Raw genomic sequence first — 15,796 nt, 5'->3', positions numbered from 1 at the left:
GTTACACCTCCTTAAAATTCTTGTAAAGATCGCGGATAACTGACATTCTAGGGTCAAGACTGGTGTCTTCGCAGTCGCAGCTTCCCTCATTCAAGTTCTGACCACATACACTGCAAATCCCTTTACAGTCTTCGCTACATAGAACTTTCATCGGCCACCCTACTAAAATCTCGTTATAGAGCAGCTGCTCCACATCAAGATGATATCCGTCAATGTAATTCGCTTCATCGGATTCGCCATCATCTTCTCCGTCTGCCAGAGCTGTATTCACCTGCTTTTCAAAGGAAAGCATGAAATCTGTCGGTACATCTGTAAGACATCTGTCACACGGAATGATTACCGTAAGACTTGTCTCACAACTGATATGAAGTTTTTTCTCTCCGGCATACTCGACATGAATATGCACAGGCTGTGTCTGGCTTACCGGAAATCTGCTTCCGTTCACCTTCACTTCTTTCATCTCAGTGCCGACCACTTCGTCAATGGACTTATGCGGTTCAGATAAGACTTCGGACAGGTCAATTAACATAATTCTTTCTCCTGTTCACACCTAAACTATTATACCATGTAAATTCTTTTTGTCAAGGATGATTTACAGATTTTAAGGTTTTTTCTAATTTCTTCTGTTATACAAGTGCAACTGTCTCTCTTGCGATTGCAAGTTCTTCGTTTGTCGGAACTACAAGAACTTTCACTTTGGAATCCGGTGTAGAGATTACGATCTCTTCTCCACGTTTTGCATTTGCTTCTTCGTCGATTGTAATTCCAAGGTAGCCAAGGTAGCTGCATACTGCTGTTCTTACAGTACCTGCATTCTCTCCGATACCAGCTGTAAATACGATGTTATCTACACCGTTCATAGCTGCTGTGTAAGCACCAACATATTTTGCTACTCTGTAAGCAAATACGTCAAGTGCAAGTCTTGCACGTTTGTTTCCTGCATTTGCTGCTTCTTCAAGATCACGGAAGTCGCTGGATACACCGGATACACCTTCCACACCTGATTTCTTGTTCAGGACATTCATGATTCCTGCAATGTCAAGGTTCTCTTTCTTAGCAATGAATTCCATGATCGCCGGATCAATATCTCCGGAACGTGTTCCCATTACAAGACCTTCCAGCGGAGTAAGTCCCATAGAGGTATCTACAGATTCTCCGTTGAGAACTGCGGAAATAGATGCACCGTTACCAAGGTGACATACGATTGTCTTTGTTGCGTTATATGGTTTTCCAACGATCTCAGCTACTCTCTTAGATACGAAGCTGTGGCTTGTTCCGTGGAATCCGTAACGTCTTACTTTGTATTTTTCATAATATTCGTATGGAAGTCCATACATATAAGCTTTCTCAGGCATTGTCTGATGAAAAGCAGTATCAAATACAACAACCTGTGGTGTGCCCGGCATCAGACTTTCACAAGCTTCGATTCCGATTAAGTTTGCCGGGTTATGAAGTGGTGCAAGGTCATTGCACTCTGCGATCGCAGCTTTTACTTCCGGTGTTACAACTACAGATTTTGCAAACTTTTCTCCGCCGTGAACAACACGATGTCCGACTGCTCCGATTTCGTCAAGACTCTTAACAACACCTGTATCTGTATCTGTCAGCGCGTCGATTACGAACTGGATTGCTTCTGTATGTGTAGGCATAGCCTTTTCAGATACATTCTTCTCTCCACCTGCCGGCTGATAGGTAAGTCTTCCGTCAATACCGATTCTTTCGCAAAGACCTTTTGCGAGAACCGCCTCCGATTCTGAGTTGATGAGCTGGAACTTCAGTGATGAACTTCCGCAGTTGATTACTAATACATTCATTGATGTTTCTCCCTTCTGGTACTAGAATTTTCTTTATTAGAACTCACACTCTATTCTTAATTATACTCCTTGCACACATTGTATACAAGTAATGTTATTTTTTTCACGTAATATTTTTCAGTACAATGTTACACTGTCAGATGAAAAATATGGGTTGCAATTGTAAAATATACCAGTGTTGTACCGGTATCTACCAGTGTCGTGATCAGCGGTGCCGCCATGATCGCCGGATCCAGTCCGATCTTCTTCGCTGCAAGCGGCAGGGTACAGCCAATCAGTTTTGCCATTGCCACCGTACACATCAGAGTAAGTCCTAGTGTAAAGGCAAGCAGAACCGGATTATCTGTCTTCCCCTGGTACATCAGCACGACACGGATTCCATTCACAACCGCAAGGAAAAGTCCGACAAAAAGTGCCACCCGGAGTTCTTTAAAAATAACCTTGAAAATGTCCCGGAACTGTACCTCTCCTACCGTCAGGCCACGGATGATCAGCGTCGAGCTCTGGGATCCGCAGTTACCGCCGGTTCCAGTCAGCATCGGAACAAACGTATTCAGCACCGGCATCGCCACGATCACCGGTGAAAAATGCTCCAGAACCATGCCGCTGAAAGTTGCGGAAAGCATCAGAAACAGAAGCCAGACGCTTCGGTTCTTCGCATGTTGGAATGCACTGGTTCCAAAATAGGTGTCTTCATTCGGTGTCACACCTGCCATGATACTGATATCTTCGGTTGCCTCTTCTTTTAAGACTTCCATCGCATCGTCAACCGTTACGATCCCGACCATACAAAGCTCCCTGTCCACGATCGGAATCGCCACAAGACCATACTTGCGGATGGTTGATGCTACCGTCTCCTGGTCATCCGTAGTGTGCGCATACAGAATATTGGTATCCATAATCTCTTCCATGGTACGGCTTTCGCTGCTGGTCAGCAGATCTTTGATATCCACTACACCGATCAGCTTTCGTTTCTCTGTCACATAACAGGTATAGATGGTTTCTTTGTTGATCCCGACCTGCCGGATCTTTAAAATAGCATCCGCAACTGTCATATCCGGACGAAGGGCGATGTATTCTACATTCATCACACTTCCTGCACTGTCCTCCGGATATTTGAGCAGACTGTTGATCTGTTTTCTGGTATCCTCATCCGTCATCATCAGAAGACGGTCTACCACATTTGCCGGCATCTCTTCAATCACGTCTACGGTATCATCCAGATACATCTCGTCCATGACTTCCTTCAGCTCGGAATCGGTAAGTGCACCGATCAGCACCTCACGCATATCACTGTTCATGTAGGTAAATGTCTCAGCCGCCTCTTCCTTCCCCAGCAACCGGAAAATAAGCAGCATCTGCTTTTCATCTACATTCTCCAAAAACTCAGCAATATCTACCGGATACAAATTTCCCAACTCTTCTTTTAATTCCTTGTACTCTCTCTTCTCCAGAAGATCAAGAATCTTTTCCCTGTCCATCTTGTCTCTTCCTCCTTTTCGTCCCCCCAAAAGCACAGAATATGGGATGTATTTTGCATAAAAACTCTTTTTATAGTATAATCTTTTCACAAACAATGCACAAGGAGATTTTAGTTAAAAGTATGAAAACAGTCGGTATCATTGCAGAATATAATCCATTTCACAACGGACATCAGTATCATATAGAAGAGGCACTCAGAAAAACAGATTCAGACGCAGCCGTCGTCCTTATGAGCGGTGACTTCGTCCAGCGCGGCACCCCTGCCATTGCCCCAAAACATCTGCGTGCCAAAGCTGCTATTTCGGGAGGTGCAGCCCTCGTTCTGGAGCTTCCGGTTCTTTTCGCCTGTGGAAGCGCAGAACTGTTTGCCCGGGGCGCTGTTTCCATTTTCAATAACCTTGGCTGTATCTCTTCCCTCTGCTTTGGCAGTGAATGCGGCGATATCCAGAAACTTGCGCATATCTCCCGGATTCTTTCCGAAGAACCTGAAGCATACCGTCAGATTCTGCAGGATGAACTGAGAAAAGGCAGACCATTTCCACAGGCGCGTCAGACTGCCCTCTGCGCATACTCAGGCGATTCTTCCCTTGCCCAAATTCTGTCCTCGCCAAATAATACCCTTGGGATCGAATATTTAAAGGCACTCCACTATTTGAAAAGTCCGATCGAGCCTTTTACCATATCCCGTCAGGAATCCGGTTACCACGATACCGCCCTTTGCGAAACTTTCAGTTCTGCTACCGCGATTCGGAATCAGCTCTTAAATCCAGATCCGATGCAGAATGTTTTCGAGCCGGTCACAGCCCAGCTTCCATCCGCCTCCCTGGACCTGCTGCGAAAGAATTACCGGTTCTCTCTTCCGGTTACCCAGGATGATTTTTCACTCCTTTTAAAATACCGCCTGCTTTTGGAAACTTCCACCTCCCTGACCTCTTACCTGGATGTCAGCGAGGATCTCGCCAACCGCATCATCAACCGGAGAAAAGATTTTGCCACCTGGAGTTCCTTCTGTGATCTCCTGAAAACCAGAGAACTCACCTACACCCGGATCAGCCGCGCCCTGCTGCACATCCTGCTCGGCATAAAAAAAGACACCTTCCGGCACGACCCCCCTTTCTGTTTCACAGCAGATTCCACCACAATTTCCTGCGAAGCACAAAAAGAACAGTCTGCCCTGTACGCCCGTGTCCTCGGTTTTCAAAAAAAAGATGCACAAATCCTGAAAGAAATCAAACAACATGCCAACATCCCTCTGATCACCAAACTCGCAGACACCAAAGCTCTCACCTGTGCCGCCCAGACTCTCCTGAACCTGGACATTTTCGCCTCCGACCTCTATGAATCCGTAATTACCGAGAGATTTGGCACACCATTTAAAAATGAATACCAGAAGCAGCTACAAATCATTTAAGACTTACCTTCTCGCTTCCAACTCCCCTGCCTTTTGTCAAAAGCATTATCTCTACCTTTTGGACAAACAAACCTCTCAGTGATTCAACACCTGCTTCTTTCGCCAATAAAGTCATCTGGGAGCAGGATACAAAAAGAAGAGACTTTTTGCCTCACATATGTTTGCGCAAAAAGCCTCTCCCATTCATTTAGTTCACATGAAGAATCTTCGTCAGTGTCACAGCTCTCGCCCCAGGTCCGATGTGGCATGCCACACTCAACGACAGCGGATCCATCCGGATTTCAAACTCCGGAAATGCTTCATGAAGCTCATCCAGCCATTCCTGTGCATCCTCACGGTCTCCTGTGTAAGCCGCATCCAGATACAGATCTTTTTCTCCATCACAATCTCCGAATTCAGAAGTACGAATCTCATTAATTGTCTTGATCATCGTCTTCTTCGCGCTCTTCCATCCTCTTGACTTTGCAAAAGCGTCCAGCTTCTCCCCTTTAAGACGGAGAACCGGCTTCAGGTTCAGAACCGTTCCGATCGCTGCAGCTGCCGGTGTAAGTCTGCCGCCTTTCTTCAGGTATTTTAACGTATCTACTGTAATATAGATATCACTGTCCCACTGGGTCGCTTCTAACAGTTCTTTAATTTCTGCCGCGCTCCTTCCAGCATCTGCAAGCTTTTTCGCCTCTTCCACCGATCTTCGCTGTGTAACAGAAATCCGGTGATTATTTACGACCTGTACTTTTCCATCATAGTCCTGAGAAAGCATGATTGCAGTATCACAGGAACTGCTAAGACCGGCTGACATCGGAATATGTACGATCTCATCATATTCCTCCAGCGCCTTGTCCCACATATCCATTACATCTCCAGGAGCCGGCTGGGAAGTTTTAATATCTGCATCTCCTGCCAGCTTTTCATAAAATTCCTCCTGCGTGAGCGTGATATCCTCGAAAAACAGCTCCTCATTGATATAGAATGGCATCGGAAGTACGTAAATTCCCATCTTTTTTCCTTCTGCCTGTGTAATTCCACTGTTACTATCTGTTACAATCGCAACTTTCCCCATGCTTTCTTTACCTCTTTCTAATTTTTAAAACTATGTATCGGTGCAGGAATTCTTCCCTTTCGATTCACAAATGCACTGCAGTCAAATTCATTGACCGGCATGATCGGCGCATATCCCAAAAGGCCGCCAAACTCTGCCATATCTCCAACATCCTTTCCAACTACAGGTATCACACGAACCGCCGTCGTCTTCTGATTGACCATTCCGATCGCCATCTCATCCGCAATGATCCCGGAAATCGTGGTAGCTTTCGTCTTACCCGGAATAGCGATCATATCAAGCCCTACCGAGCAGACACAAGTCATCGCCTCCAGCTTTTCTATGCAAAGTGATCCGGCATTGACTGCATCGATCATTCCTTGATCCTCACTGACCGGAATAAAAGCTCCGCTTAAACCTCCTACATAAGAAGAGGCCATAACGCCGCCCTTTTTCACCTGATCGTTCAGCATCGCAAGTGCTGCTGTTGTTCCTGGTGCACCAACTCTCTCGAGACCGATTTCTTCCAGAATCTCCGCTACCGAATCACCAACAGCCGGTGTCGGTGCCAGAGACAGGTCAATGATTCCAAATGGAATTCCAAGCCTCTTAGACGCTTCTCCTGCTACAAGCTGTCCAACCCTTGTTACCTTAAATGCCGTCTTCTTGATCGTATCACAGAGTTCCTGGAACCCTTTGCCACGGCATTTTTCAATTGCTCTTTTTACAACACCCGGTCCGCTGACACCGACATTGATCACGGCATCTCCTTCGGTAACACCTAAAAATGCCCCTGCCATAAACGGGTTATCATCCGGTGCATTACACAAAACTACAAATTTTGCACAGCCAATCGAATCCTTATCCTTTGTCATCTCTGCTGTCTCTTTTACAATCTCACCGCAAAGACGGACTGCATCCATATCAATACCAGTCTTTGTCGAACCTACATTGACCGAACTGCACACACGCTCTGTCTTTGCCATTGCCATCGGAATAGAACGGATCAGGAGTTCATCGCTTTTTGTCATTCCCTTGGATACGATTGCCGAGTATCCTCCGATAAAGTTTACTCCGACTTCCTTTGCCGCTTTATCCAGCGTCTCTGCGATCGTCACAAAATCCTCTGGTTTTTTGCAGGCTGAACCGCCGACAAGTGCAACCGGTGTAATGGAAATCCGCTTATTAACGATCGGAATTCCAAATTCACTTTCAATCTTCTCTCCTGTCGATACAAGATCCTTTGCAAGTGTTGTGATTTTTTTATATATCTTTTCATTCAGTCTGTCCAGATCTGAGTCAATACAGTCCATCAGACTGATACCAAGTGTGATTGTTCTCACATCCAGATTTTCTTCTTCGATCATCTGGTTGGTTTCTACTACTTCGTAAAAGTTAATCATAGCTCTCTCCTTACAGTCTGTGCATTTTTTCAAAAATCTCTTCTCTCTGACAATGAATATTGACACCGATCTGTAAGCCGATATCACGAAGTTCTACCGCTACGATATCCAGTTCTTTTTTTGAATTTTCCACATCTGCAACCGCCATCATATTAAAATACCCATCCACGATCGTCTGGGAGATATTCAAAATATTGATATTGGTCTCTGCCAGGTATGTACACACTTTCGCAATAATTCCGACCGAATCTTTACCGACTACTGTAATAATGCATTTCTTCATTCTGCCTGTCCTCCTGAATCCAATCCCGCATACTTTCTTTTTCTAAACCTCGATCACTGCAGACACCTGATCCCTTTTTGCAACTGCGATCGGTATCTCATCTCCCTTATACGGGTTCTGCCCCAAAGTGACCTCCAGCTTGACAGTCTCATATGCAAGTTCTTCGTAATTATTCTCCTTGCTCAAATGCCCCAGCAATACACTCTGCAAGTTATTGTGTAGTATATCACAAAGAAGCCGTCCTGACAATTCATTTGATAAATGTCCTCTGTCCCCAAGAACTCTCTGCTTCAGGTAGTACGGATAAGGACCGACTTCCAGCATATGTATATCATGGTTAGATTCCAGCAGGACCGCATTTAAATCCTTCAGGTTCTCTACCGTATATTCATCGTATTTTCCAAGATCCGTCGCTACCGCGATCTTCTTTCCATCCTGCTCAAAGCGGTAACCGCTCGGTTCATTTGCATCATGGGAAATAGCAAATGGATGCACATCAATATCTCCCAGCTTAAATCCTTTATCTACCTGGATTTCATGGTAAAGTCCTTCCGGCATTTTCCCAAGATTTTTATAATCACGGATCCCCCGAATCGTTCCCGGTGTTCCATAAATCGGAATTTCATATTTTCTGCTGAATACACCAAGTCCCTGAATATGATCTGCATGTTCATGGGTAATCAGGATTCCATCCAGCTCTTCCCCTTTTATTTCAAGTTCCTTTAAGCCTTCCTCAATTCGTTTTTTGCTGATTCCTGTATCTACAAGCAGATGCGTGTGATCGCTCCCCACATAAATACAGTTTCCGCTGCTGCCACTGGCAATACTGCATAATCTCATCTTGTTTCTTCTCCCTGTTCTTAGCCTCTTCCCAGTGCCAAGTCTATCTGTTTTTCCGTCTCTTCAAAGGTTCCACCGTTTTCGATCACAAGATCCGAAACCGCTGTAAATGTCTCTTCCGATGGCTGATTTGCAAACACTGCATACATTTTTTCATCTGAATATCCGCGCGAACTTCTCAGTCTCTCCATCCGGATCTCCTGTGGCACATGAATATACCAGATTTCATCCAGCATCTCACGATATACCGGTTCCGTAAGGAGTGCAGCTTCCAGAATAAAAAGCTCTTTTCCCTCTTCCTGCGCCTTCTGCATTTCCTCCCGGATCTTTTCATTGACCGCCGGATGCACGATTGTATTCAGCTTTTTCAGTTTCTCCGGCTGGTCAAACACAATTCTGCCAAGAATTTTCCGGTCAATCGTTCCGTCAGGATTTAATATTTCTTTTCCAAACGTCTCCACGACCTTCTGATAACATTTTTCTCCCGGAAGCTGTACCTGATGTGCCACCAGATCTGACTGACAGATCACCGCACCGCACGCTTCACTTAAATAGTCGAGTACTTTGCTCTTCCCTGAACCGATGCCTCCTGTTATTCCTATTTTTCTCATACCTGTTTCCTTCTATTTTGCCTCATACCAGTTTTTTCCACTATGCATGTCAATCTCAAGCGGAACGGAAAGATCTGCCGCATGCATCATACCTTCTTTCAGGATCTCCCTCACTTCTTCTTCCTCTTCCTTCCATGTCTCGATCAGAAGTTCATCGTGTACCTGCAGAACCAGTCTGGATTTCATGTTTCTCATGCGAAGTTCTTTGTCCACAGTGATCATTGCGATTTTCATGATATCTGCAGCCGTTCCCTGGATCGGAGAATTCATTGCCACACGTTCCCCGAATTGTCTCTGCATGAAATTGCTGGAAGACAGCTCCGGAACCGGTCTTCTTCTGCCAAACAAGGTCACAACATATCCCTGTTCTTTTGCATGAGCAACTGCATCATCCAGAAATTTCTTAATGCCCGGATAGGTTTCAAAATAACGGTCAATATATTCGGCCGCTTCTTTTCTCGTAATACTTAAGTCCTGGCTCAGTCCGAAAGAACTGATCCCATAAACAATACCAAAGTTGACTGCTTTTGCATTTCGTCTCTGCAGATCGGTCACTTCATCAAACGGAGTATGGAACACCTGAGAAGCTGTGATCCGGTGAATGTCCTTTGCCTCCCGGTATGCTTCGATCAGTGCTGCATCTCCGGAACAATGTGCCAGCACACGCAGTTCTATCTGTGAATAATCAGCATCTACAAACACATATCCCTCTTCCGGCACAAATACTTTACGGATCAGCCGTCCAAGTTCTACCCTCGCCGGGATATTCTGCAGGTTTGGCTCTGTACTGCTGATACGTCCGGTCGCTGTGACTGTCTGGTTGAATTTTCCATGGATCCGGTGATCATCTTCATGAATAAACACGGCAAGCCCATCTGCATAAGTCGATTTCAACTTGGCAAGCTGACGATATTCCAGGATTTTTGCCACGATCGGATAATCCGGTGCCAGCTTATCCAGTACATCTGCTGCCGTCGAATATCCCGTTTTCGTCTTCTTTCCATTCGGAAGGGACAGATGTTCAAAAAGAACCACGCCCAGCTGCTTTGGCGAATTGATATTGAATTCTTCCCCGGCAAGCTCATAGATTTCCTTTTCCAGCTGTACGATTTTTCCGCCAAGCTGTTCTCCATAGCTTTTCAGTTCTTCGGCTTCTACACGCACCCCGTTTTGCTCCATGTGGAACAGGGTAAATACAAGCGGCATCTCTATTTCTGTAAAAAGCTTCCACATTTCCTCTTTTTTCAGCTTTTCTTCCAAAACTTCCGATGACGCAAATGCTGCATAGGCTTCATAACAGACCATTTTTTCCAGTTCTGTCTTCGGATCGATCATCAATCCAAGATGCTCCTGCGCCACATCTTCAAATCCATAATCATTTTTCAACGGATTCAGGAGATAAGCTGCTACAATACTGTCAAAACACTTCTCCTCTGCCGCTCCTTCTAACCCTTTCAGATAAGGCAGGGATGACTTCAGATCAAACACCGCAAATCGTCCGGCATGCTTTGCCACATGTACAAGTGCCTCCAGAAGTTCAGCCATACTGTATCCGTTTTCCGCCGGAATGCAGTAGATTTTCTCTTTCCCAAACGAAATTCCAATTCCACCTATCTCAGCACTTCCCGCAAACAGCGGAAGTACATTTCTGGTGTCTTTGTATAGAACGGCTCCCACTGTCTGCGCTTTTTCCGCCTCCGCAAAGATTTTCTGAATTTCTTCTTTTCCCACAGCGATCACAAATGCATCTTCAATCGAATTCTCACTCTGCACATCAAAACGGGTCAGCAGATTCTTGAACTGCAGTCTCTGGAAATAGACATAAGCTTCCTCTGTATAAAGATTTCCAAGCTTCGCCTCTTCCAGTTCATAAGCAAAATCTGCGTCTACATTGATTGTCGCCAGCACCTTACTCATTTGTGCCTGTTCCCAGTATTCCACCAGATTTTTCGATGCTCTCGGCGGCTTCAGTTCGGATGCGTGCTTGTAGGCATTTTCAATAGATCCGTATTCTACAATAATCTTGGTCGCCGTCTTTTCTCCGACTCCCGGCACCCCTGGGATATTATCCGAAGTATCTCCCATCAATGCTTTCACATCAATAAATTCTGTCGGTGTCACCTGGTATTTTTCTTTTACGTCCGTTGCATAATAATTCTCAATCTCAGTTCCGGTCCGTTTTGTCTTCGGAATCCGAATCTCAACATGGTCTGTAGCAAGCTGGAGAAGATCTCTGTCTCCGGAAATAATGACCACTTCCATCCCCATCTGCTCGCATCTTTTGGACAACGTTCCAAGAAGGTCATCTGCCTCCAGCCCTTCCTGCTCGATCGTCCGGATTCCCATAGCATGCAGAACTTCCTTCATCAACGGTACCTGCTGTCTGAGTTCTTCTGCCATCGGCTTTCTCGTCCCCTTATACGCCTCAAACATCTCATGGCGGAAAGTCGGCGCATGCACATCAAATGCAACGGTCAGATACTCCGGCTTTTCCTCCTCCAGGATCTTGAACATAATATTTAAGAATCCATATACTGCATTCGTATGGAGTCCTTCCGCATTTGTCAGATCCGGAAGTCCAAAAAACGCCCTGTTCAGAATACTGTGTCCGTCTATCAATACGATTTTGCTCATAATCAACTGCCTCTCTGTAAGTCTCATCACTTACTTCTATCTTTTCTATCTATTCGTTCAAATATACAACATCTCATTATGACATTTTTTTTTGATATTTTCAATACATGAAGGGGTAAAAAAGATCCCCATCAAAATTACAGATACACGAAATGTGCCACAATAATTGTGTATATACGAAAAAATACATCACGAATCATCGCAATGTACTTCTCATATCTTTTATTCAATTCCAGTTACTTATCAACTGCCGGCAGCGGGACTTGAACCCGCACGCGGTCACCCGCAACAGATTTTGAGTCTGCCTCGTCTGCCATTCCGACATGCCGGCATAAAATTCATGTTTTTTAATCACGAACCGAAAATAATTATATCATACTTATCTTCGGTTCGCAAGCATTTTTTCAAAATGAACTATTTGAAATTATTTTCCAAGCTTATCCGCTTCTTCCGTATTCTTCTTAAGTTCCTCATAAACCGGGAAGCAGTCGAAAGTTGCAAAGTAATCCATCGGAGTCTCTGCTCTGCGGATCAGCTGTGTACCTCCGTCCTCTTTCAGAAGAACTTCTGCGGAACGAAGACGTCCGTTGTAATTATATCCCATAGAGAATCCGTGTGCTCCGGTATCATGGATCACAAGCAGATCTCCCATGTCAATCTTCGGAAGCTGGCGGTCGATCGCAAATTTATCATTATTCTCACACAAAGAACCAGTCACATCGTAAGTATGATCGCATGGTTCATTTTCTTTTCCCATGACAGTGATGTGATGGTAGGCACCATACATAGCCGGACGCATCAGGTTTGCGGCACATGCATCTACACCGATGTACTCTTTGTGCGTATGCTTTTCATGGATTGCTTTTGTCACAAGGCATCCATAAGGTCCAAGCATAAAACGGCCAAGCTCTGTGTAAATCTCCACATCGCCCATTCCAGCCGGAACAAGAACCTCTTCATACACTTTTCTTACACCTTCACCGATTGCCTTAATATCGTTCGGTTCCTGATCCGGTTTGTAAGGGATTCCCACACCACCGGAAAGGTTGATGAACTTGATATGTGCACCGGTCTCTTTCTGAAGCTTGACTGCTACTTCAAACAGAGTACGTGCAAGTGTCGGATAATATTCATTAGTTACAGTATTACTTGCAAGGAATGCATGGATACCGAACTCTTTTGCACCCTTGGACTTCAGAATCTTGAATGCATCAAAAATCTGTTCGGTTGTCATACCGTATTTGGCATCTCCCGGATTATCCATAATGCTGTTGGAAATTTTGAAAAGTCCGCCCGGATTATAACGGCAGCTGATCGTCTCCGGAATCTTTCCGATCGTCTTTTCCAAAAAATCAATGTGTGTGATATCATCCAGGTTTATGATCGCGCCGAGTTTATCTGCAAGTGCAAATTCCTCTGCCGGTGTATCATTGGAAGAAAACATAATATTTTCTCCAACCTGTCCGACAGACTCAGACATTAAAAGCTCTGTATAGGAAGAGCAGTCACATCCACATCCATATTCTTTTAAAATATTGAGGATATATGGGTTAGGAGTTGCCTTTACTGCAAAATATTCTTTATATCCTTTGTTCCATGCAAATGCTTCTTTGAGTGCTTTTACATTCTCACGAATCCCTTTCTCATCATAAAGATGAAACGGAGTCGGATATTCTTTTACGATTTCATCTAACTGTGTCTTTGTTACGAATGGTTCTTTTTTCATCCTGTTCATCTCTCTTTCGTCTAATCGATGGTTGCAATACGCATCATATTACTTACAGAACCCTTTTCACGCTGTACGCTTGGTGAAGGAATACCAGCTGTCAGGACAACAATATCTCCACTGTCCACGCATTTCTTTGCCTGTGCAAGATCAATTGCCCCACTGCAGATATCATCTGTTGTATGGAATTCCAGAGACTTCAGTGCTCTTACGCCCCAGTAGATCGACATACGACGAAGGGTACGCTCGTTCGGTGTGATTCCAAGAATTTCCTGTCTCGGACGAAGGTTGGATACAACCCTTGTTGTTGCTCCGGATACAGATGGAGTGATGATGCATCTTGCATTCAGGTTTGCAGCTGCAAGTACAGAAGCATATCCAATCGCACTGGACACACCTGATTTCAGATGATCTCCGGCTTTAACAAGAATGGAATCATAATCCAGATGTTCCTCTGTCGTCTCTACAATATGAACCATCATCTGCAGTGCTTCCAGAGGGTATTTACCCTGTGCAGTCTCACCGGAAAGCATAACTGCATCTGTTCCGTCGTATACCGCATTGGCAACGTCCGTCACTTCTGCTCTTGTCGGGCGCGGATTACGCATCATAGAATCCAGCATCTGTGTTGCAGTAATAACCGTCTTAAAGTTGTCATTACATTTCTGGATGATCATTTTCTGGAGATGCGGCACTTCCTCTGCCGGGATCTCTACACCAAGATCTCCACGTGCCACCATGATACCATCAGCCGCACGGATGATCTCATCAATATTCTCGATACCTTCTGCGTTCTCTACCTTTGCAATGATCGGAATATACGGAGCGCCGAGTTCTTTTAAGTATGCCTTGATCTCAAGTACACACTCTGCATTTCTTACAAATGATGCAGCGATAAAGTCAATATCCTGCTCTACACCGAAACGGATATCATCCTTATCTTTTTCTGTAATAGCCGGAAGACGAATGGCTACGTTCGGTACGTTAACACCTTTTCTTTCGCCAAGTTCTCCGCCATTTACTACAGAACAGACAATCTCTGTCTCTGTCTTGCTATCTACACGAAGTCCGATCAGACCGTCGTCAATCAGAATGGTGCAGCCTTTATAAATATCCTGTACCAGTCCCTTATATGTGATAGATACTCTCTTATTATCTCCTACGATATCTTCTGTTGTCAGAGTGAAGGTTTCTCCTTCTTTTAAACTAATCTTCTTTCCGTCTTTCAGGATTCCTGTACGAATTTCCGGTCCCTTTGTATCTAGAAGGATTGCAGTGTTTGTATGTTCCTCTTCACGAAGTTCTTTGAGCATATCCATTCTGAACTTCTGTTCTTCATGATCACCATGTGAGAAATTGAAACGCGCCACATTCATTCCATTCTGGATCAGCTTTCTCATCATTTCTCTGTCGTTGGTGTTTGGTCCCATTGTACAAACAATCTTGGTTTTTTTCATTGTTTCCTCCTCTTATCATTCAATTTGATTCTATGGTAGAACATCTACTTCACATGTTCGTGTGTGAAAAGATGGTCCTGGCAATATTCATAATTCCCATTACACTTTGAGCAATAACGGAACTCCAGTGTCGGATCGTCAAGTTCAGTACGTCCGCACACTGCACATCTGTGCTTTGCACCGCCTGCATACTGATTCTGCGGACGGCTTATCTGCTTCTGGAATTTCTTTCTGCGGGCAGCCTGTTTCGGACTGTGTCCACGCAGATTCCGGTTGCAGAAAAAGAAAATAATAAAATTCAAAAGGGATGCGATGATCACGATCCGTATGATCAGACCGCCCTGCACTGCGTCTACCGCAAGCAGAACCACATCCAGAATTGCAAGCCACTTCATCTTGACCGGAATAATGCCATAAAGCAAAAGCTGATAATCCGGCATGATGGATGCACAGGCAAGGAAAATGGACATATTGATATAGTAAGTACTGTAAAGGCTTCCAAATCCGGTAACGCCTCCGATCAGTCCATTCACAATAAAAGCTCCGATAACCGTAAATAATATCCCTGAAAAAATGTAAACATTGTAACGAAATGCCCCCCAGTAGCTTTCCAGCGTATTACCAAGGGAATAGTATAACAGCATCATAAAGATAACAAAAATAATATTGTCATTCGGCGGGATGATCACCCAGCTTAGAAGTCGCCACACCTGCCCTTTCAGAATCAGTGCCGGTTCCAGTGTAAAATAGGTGAGAAGCTGTGGCATCGTAAAACTCAAAAGATATCCGATCGCATAGCCTGCAAGCAGATACATCGTAAGATTCCTAATTGCATAGCGCCCGAATCTGCGCTCCATTTTATCTAACCAGTTCTTCATTCAAAATCTCCTTCCACGTATGTTATTTTATCGTCTGCTTTTTACTTTGTCAATTCCATTCCACCTCTTTACTCTCTTTTCACATAATTTACATCTTTTGTTCACTTCCAGGCACTTTTTTCTACAACGCCATACACAACTTCTGTTTGTATTTTCGAAGGTTCTGTCGTATAATGTAAGATACTGTAGTTCTCTGCGAACTACATTTAATAGGTAAA

The 15,796-nt window shown here is 44.5% G+C and carries 13 protein-coding genes and 1 tRNA gene; 1 reads left to right on the top strand and 13 read right to left on the bottom strand.

Annotated elements, in window-relative coordinates:
- Position 1: 1 nt before the first annotated feature.
- From ACYQ5K_RS04405 to mgtE, 3 genes are all read right to left on the bottom strand, one after another.
- On the bottom strand, positions 2–529 hold the full coding sequence (locus ACYQ5K_RS04405; RefSeq protein ID WP_195230349.1) for a YceD family protein: 528 nt from the start codon (positions 527–529) through the stop codon (positions 2–4).
- A gap of 97 nt (positions 530–626) precedes the next feature.
- A complete protein-coding gene (locus ACYQ5K_RS04400; RefSeq protein WP_195230348.1) occupies positions 627–1,814 on the bottom strand; it encodes an acetate/propionate family kinase in 1,188 nt (395 codons plus the stop codon).
- Between the two features lie 128 nt (positions 1,815–1,942).
- The gene (gene mgtE, locus ACYQ5K_RS04395) at positions 1,943–3,295 is read right to left on the bottom strand and encodes a magnesium transporter (protein ID WP_195230347.1); all 1,353 of its coding nucleotides are present in this window, start codon (positions 3,293–3,295) and stop codon (positions 1,943–1,945) included.
- A 122-nt stretch (positions 3,296–3,417) separates the two neighbouring features.
- Here mgtE and ACYQ5K_RS04390 point away from each other — a divergent pair, with 122 nt between their 5' ends.
- Complete coding sequence (locus tag ACYQ5K_RS04390; protein WP_178025883.1) at positions 3,418–4,707, top strand: nucleotidyltransferase; 1,290 nt, start codon at positions 3,418–3,420, stop codon at positions 4,705–4,707.
- Between the two features lie 187 nt (positions 4,708–4,894).
- Here ACYQ5K_RS04390 and ACYQ5K_RS04385 read toward each other — a convergent pair whose 3' ends face one another.
- From ACYQ5K_RS04385 to ACYQ5K_RS04340, 10 genes are all read right to left on the bottom strand, one after another.
- Entirely contained in the window at positions 4,895–5,767 is an 873-nt protein-coding gene (locus ACYQ5K_RS04385) for a DegV family protein (protein ID WP_173688117.1), read from the bottom strand.
- Between the two features lie 17 nt (positions 5,768–5,784).
- Complete coding sequence (locus tag ACYQ5K_RS04380; RefSeq protein WP_178025884.1) at positions 5,785–7,149, bottom strand: PFL family protein; 1,365 nt, start codon at positions 7,147–7,149, stop codon at positions 5,785–5,787.
- A gap of 10 nt (positions 7,150–7,159) precedes the next feature.
- Positions 7,160–7,432 (bottom strand): ACT domain-containing protein, encoded by a 273-nt coding sequence (locus tag ACYQ5K_RS04375; protein WP_173688115.1) that lies wholly within the window; start codon positions 7,430–7,432, stop codon positions 7,160–7,162.
- Positions 7,433–7,474: 42 nt separating this feature from the next.
- Entirely contained in the window at positions 7,475–8,272 is a 798-nt protein-coding gene (locus tag ACYQ5K_RS04370; RefSeq protein WP_173688114.1) for an MBL fold metallo-hydrolase, read from the bottom strand.
- Between the two features lie 20 nt (positions 8,273–8,292).
- Positions 8,293–8,883 carry a dephospho-CoA kinase gene (coaE, locus tag ACYQ5K_RS04365; protein ID WP_178025885.1) on the bottom strand — a complete coding sequence of 197 codons (591 nt, stop codon included), beginning with the start codon at positions 8,881–8,883 and terminating at the stop codon, positions 8,293–8,295.
- A gap of 12 nt (positions 8,884–8,895) precedes the next feature.
- The gene (polA, locus tag ACYQ5K_RS04360; RefSeq protein ID WP_178025887.1) at positions 8,896–11,520 is read right to left on the bottom strand and encodes a DNA polymerase I; all 2,625 of its coding nucleotides are present in this window, start codon (positions 11,518–11,520) and stop codon (positions 8,896–8,898) included.
- A gap of 245 nt (positions 11,521–11,765) precedes the next feature.
- Positions 11,766–11,848 (bottom strand) — tRNA-Leu (locus ACYQ5K_RS04355).
- Positions 11,849–11,941: 93 nt separating this feature from the next.
- A complete protein-coding gene (locus ACYQ5K_RS04350) occupies positions 11,942–13,243 on the bottom strand; it encodes a diaminopimelate decarboxylase (RefSeq protein WP_173688110.1) in 1,302 nt (433 codons plus the stop codon).
- Positions 13,244–13,263: 20 nt separating this feature from the next.
- On the bottom strand, positions 13,264–14,700 hold the full coding sequence (gene pyk, locus ACYQ5K_RS04345; RefSeq protein WP_173688109.1) for a pyruvate kinase: 1,437 nt from the start codon (positions 14,698–14,700) through the stop codon (positions 13,264–13,266).
- 44 nt (positions 14,701–14,744) lie between these two features.
- Positions 14,745–15,578, bottom strand: a complete 834-nt coding sequence (locus tag ACYQ5K_RS04340; RefSeq protein ID WP_195230346.1) for a hypothetical protein — start codon at positions 15,576–15,578, stop codon at positions 14,745–14,747.
- Between the last annotated feature and the right edge of the window lie 218 nt (positions 15,579–15,796).

This window comes from Allocoprococcus similis, assembly GCF_054660775.1.
The sequence above is the reverse complement of the archived record's forward strand: the minus strand, read 5'-3'. Positions and strand labels throughout refer to the sequence as shown.

Coding starts and splice junctions, on each gene's coding strand:
- ACYQ5K_RS04405 (WP_195230349.1), bottom strand. CDS start 529: ATGTTAATTGACCTGTCCGAAGTCTTATCTGAACCGCATAAGTCCATT.
- ACYQ5K_RS04400 (WP_195230348.1), bottom strand. CDS start 1,814: ATGAATGTATTAGTAATCAACTGCGGAAGTTCATCACTGAAGTTCCAG.
- mgtE (WP_195230347.1), bottom strand. CDS start 3,295: ATGGACAGGGAAAAGATTCTTGATCTTCTGGAGAAGAGAGAGTACAAG.
- ACYQ5K_RS04390 (WP_178025883.1), top strand. CDS start 3,418: ATGAAAACAGTCGGTATCATTGCAGAATATAATCCATTTCACAACGGA.
- ACYQ5K_RS04385 (WP_173688117.1), bottom strand. CDS start 5,767: ATGGGGAAAGTTGCGATTGTAACAGATAGTAACAGTGGAATTACACAG.
- ACYQ5K_RS04380 (WP_178025884.1), bottom strand. CDS start 7,149: ATGATTAACTTTTACGAAGTAGTAGAAACCAACCAGATGATCGAAGAA.
- ACYQ5K_RS04375 (WP_173688115.1), bottom strand. CDS start 7,432: ATGAAGAAATGCATTATTACAGTAGTCGGTAAAGATTCGGTCGGAATT.
- ACYQ5K_RS04370 (WP_173688114.1), bottom strand. CDS start 8,272: ATGAGATTATGCAGTATTGCCAGTGGCAGCAGCGGAAACTGTATTTAT.
- coaE (WP_178025885.1), bottom strand. CDS start 8,883: ATGAGAAAAATAGGAATAACAGGAGGCATCGGTTCAGGGAAGAGCAAA.
- ACYQ5K_RS04350 (WP_173688110.1), bottom strand. CDS start 13,243: ATGAAAAAAGAACCATTCGTAACAAAGACACAGTTAGATGAAATCGTA.
- pyk (WP_173688109.1), bottom strand. CDS start 14,700: ATGAAAAAAACCAAGATTGTTTGTACAATGGGACCAAACACCAACGAC.
- ACYQ5K_RS04340 (WP_195230346.1), bottom strand. CDS start 15,578: ATGAAGAACTGGTTAGATAAAATGGAGCGCAGATTCGGGCGCTATGCA.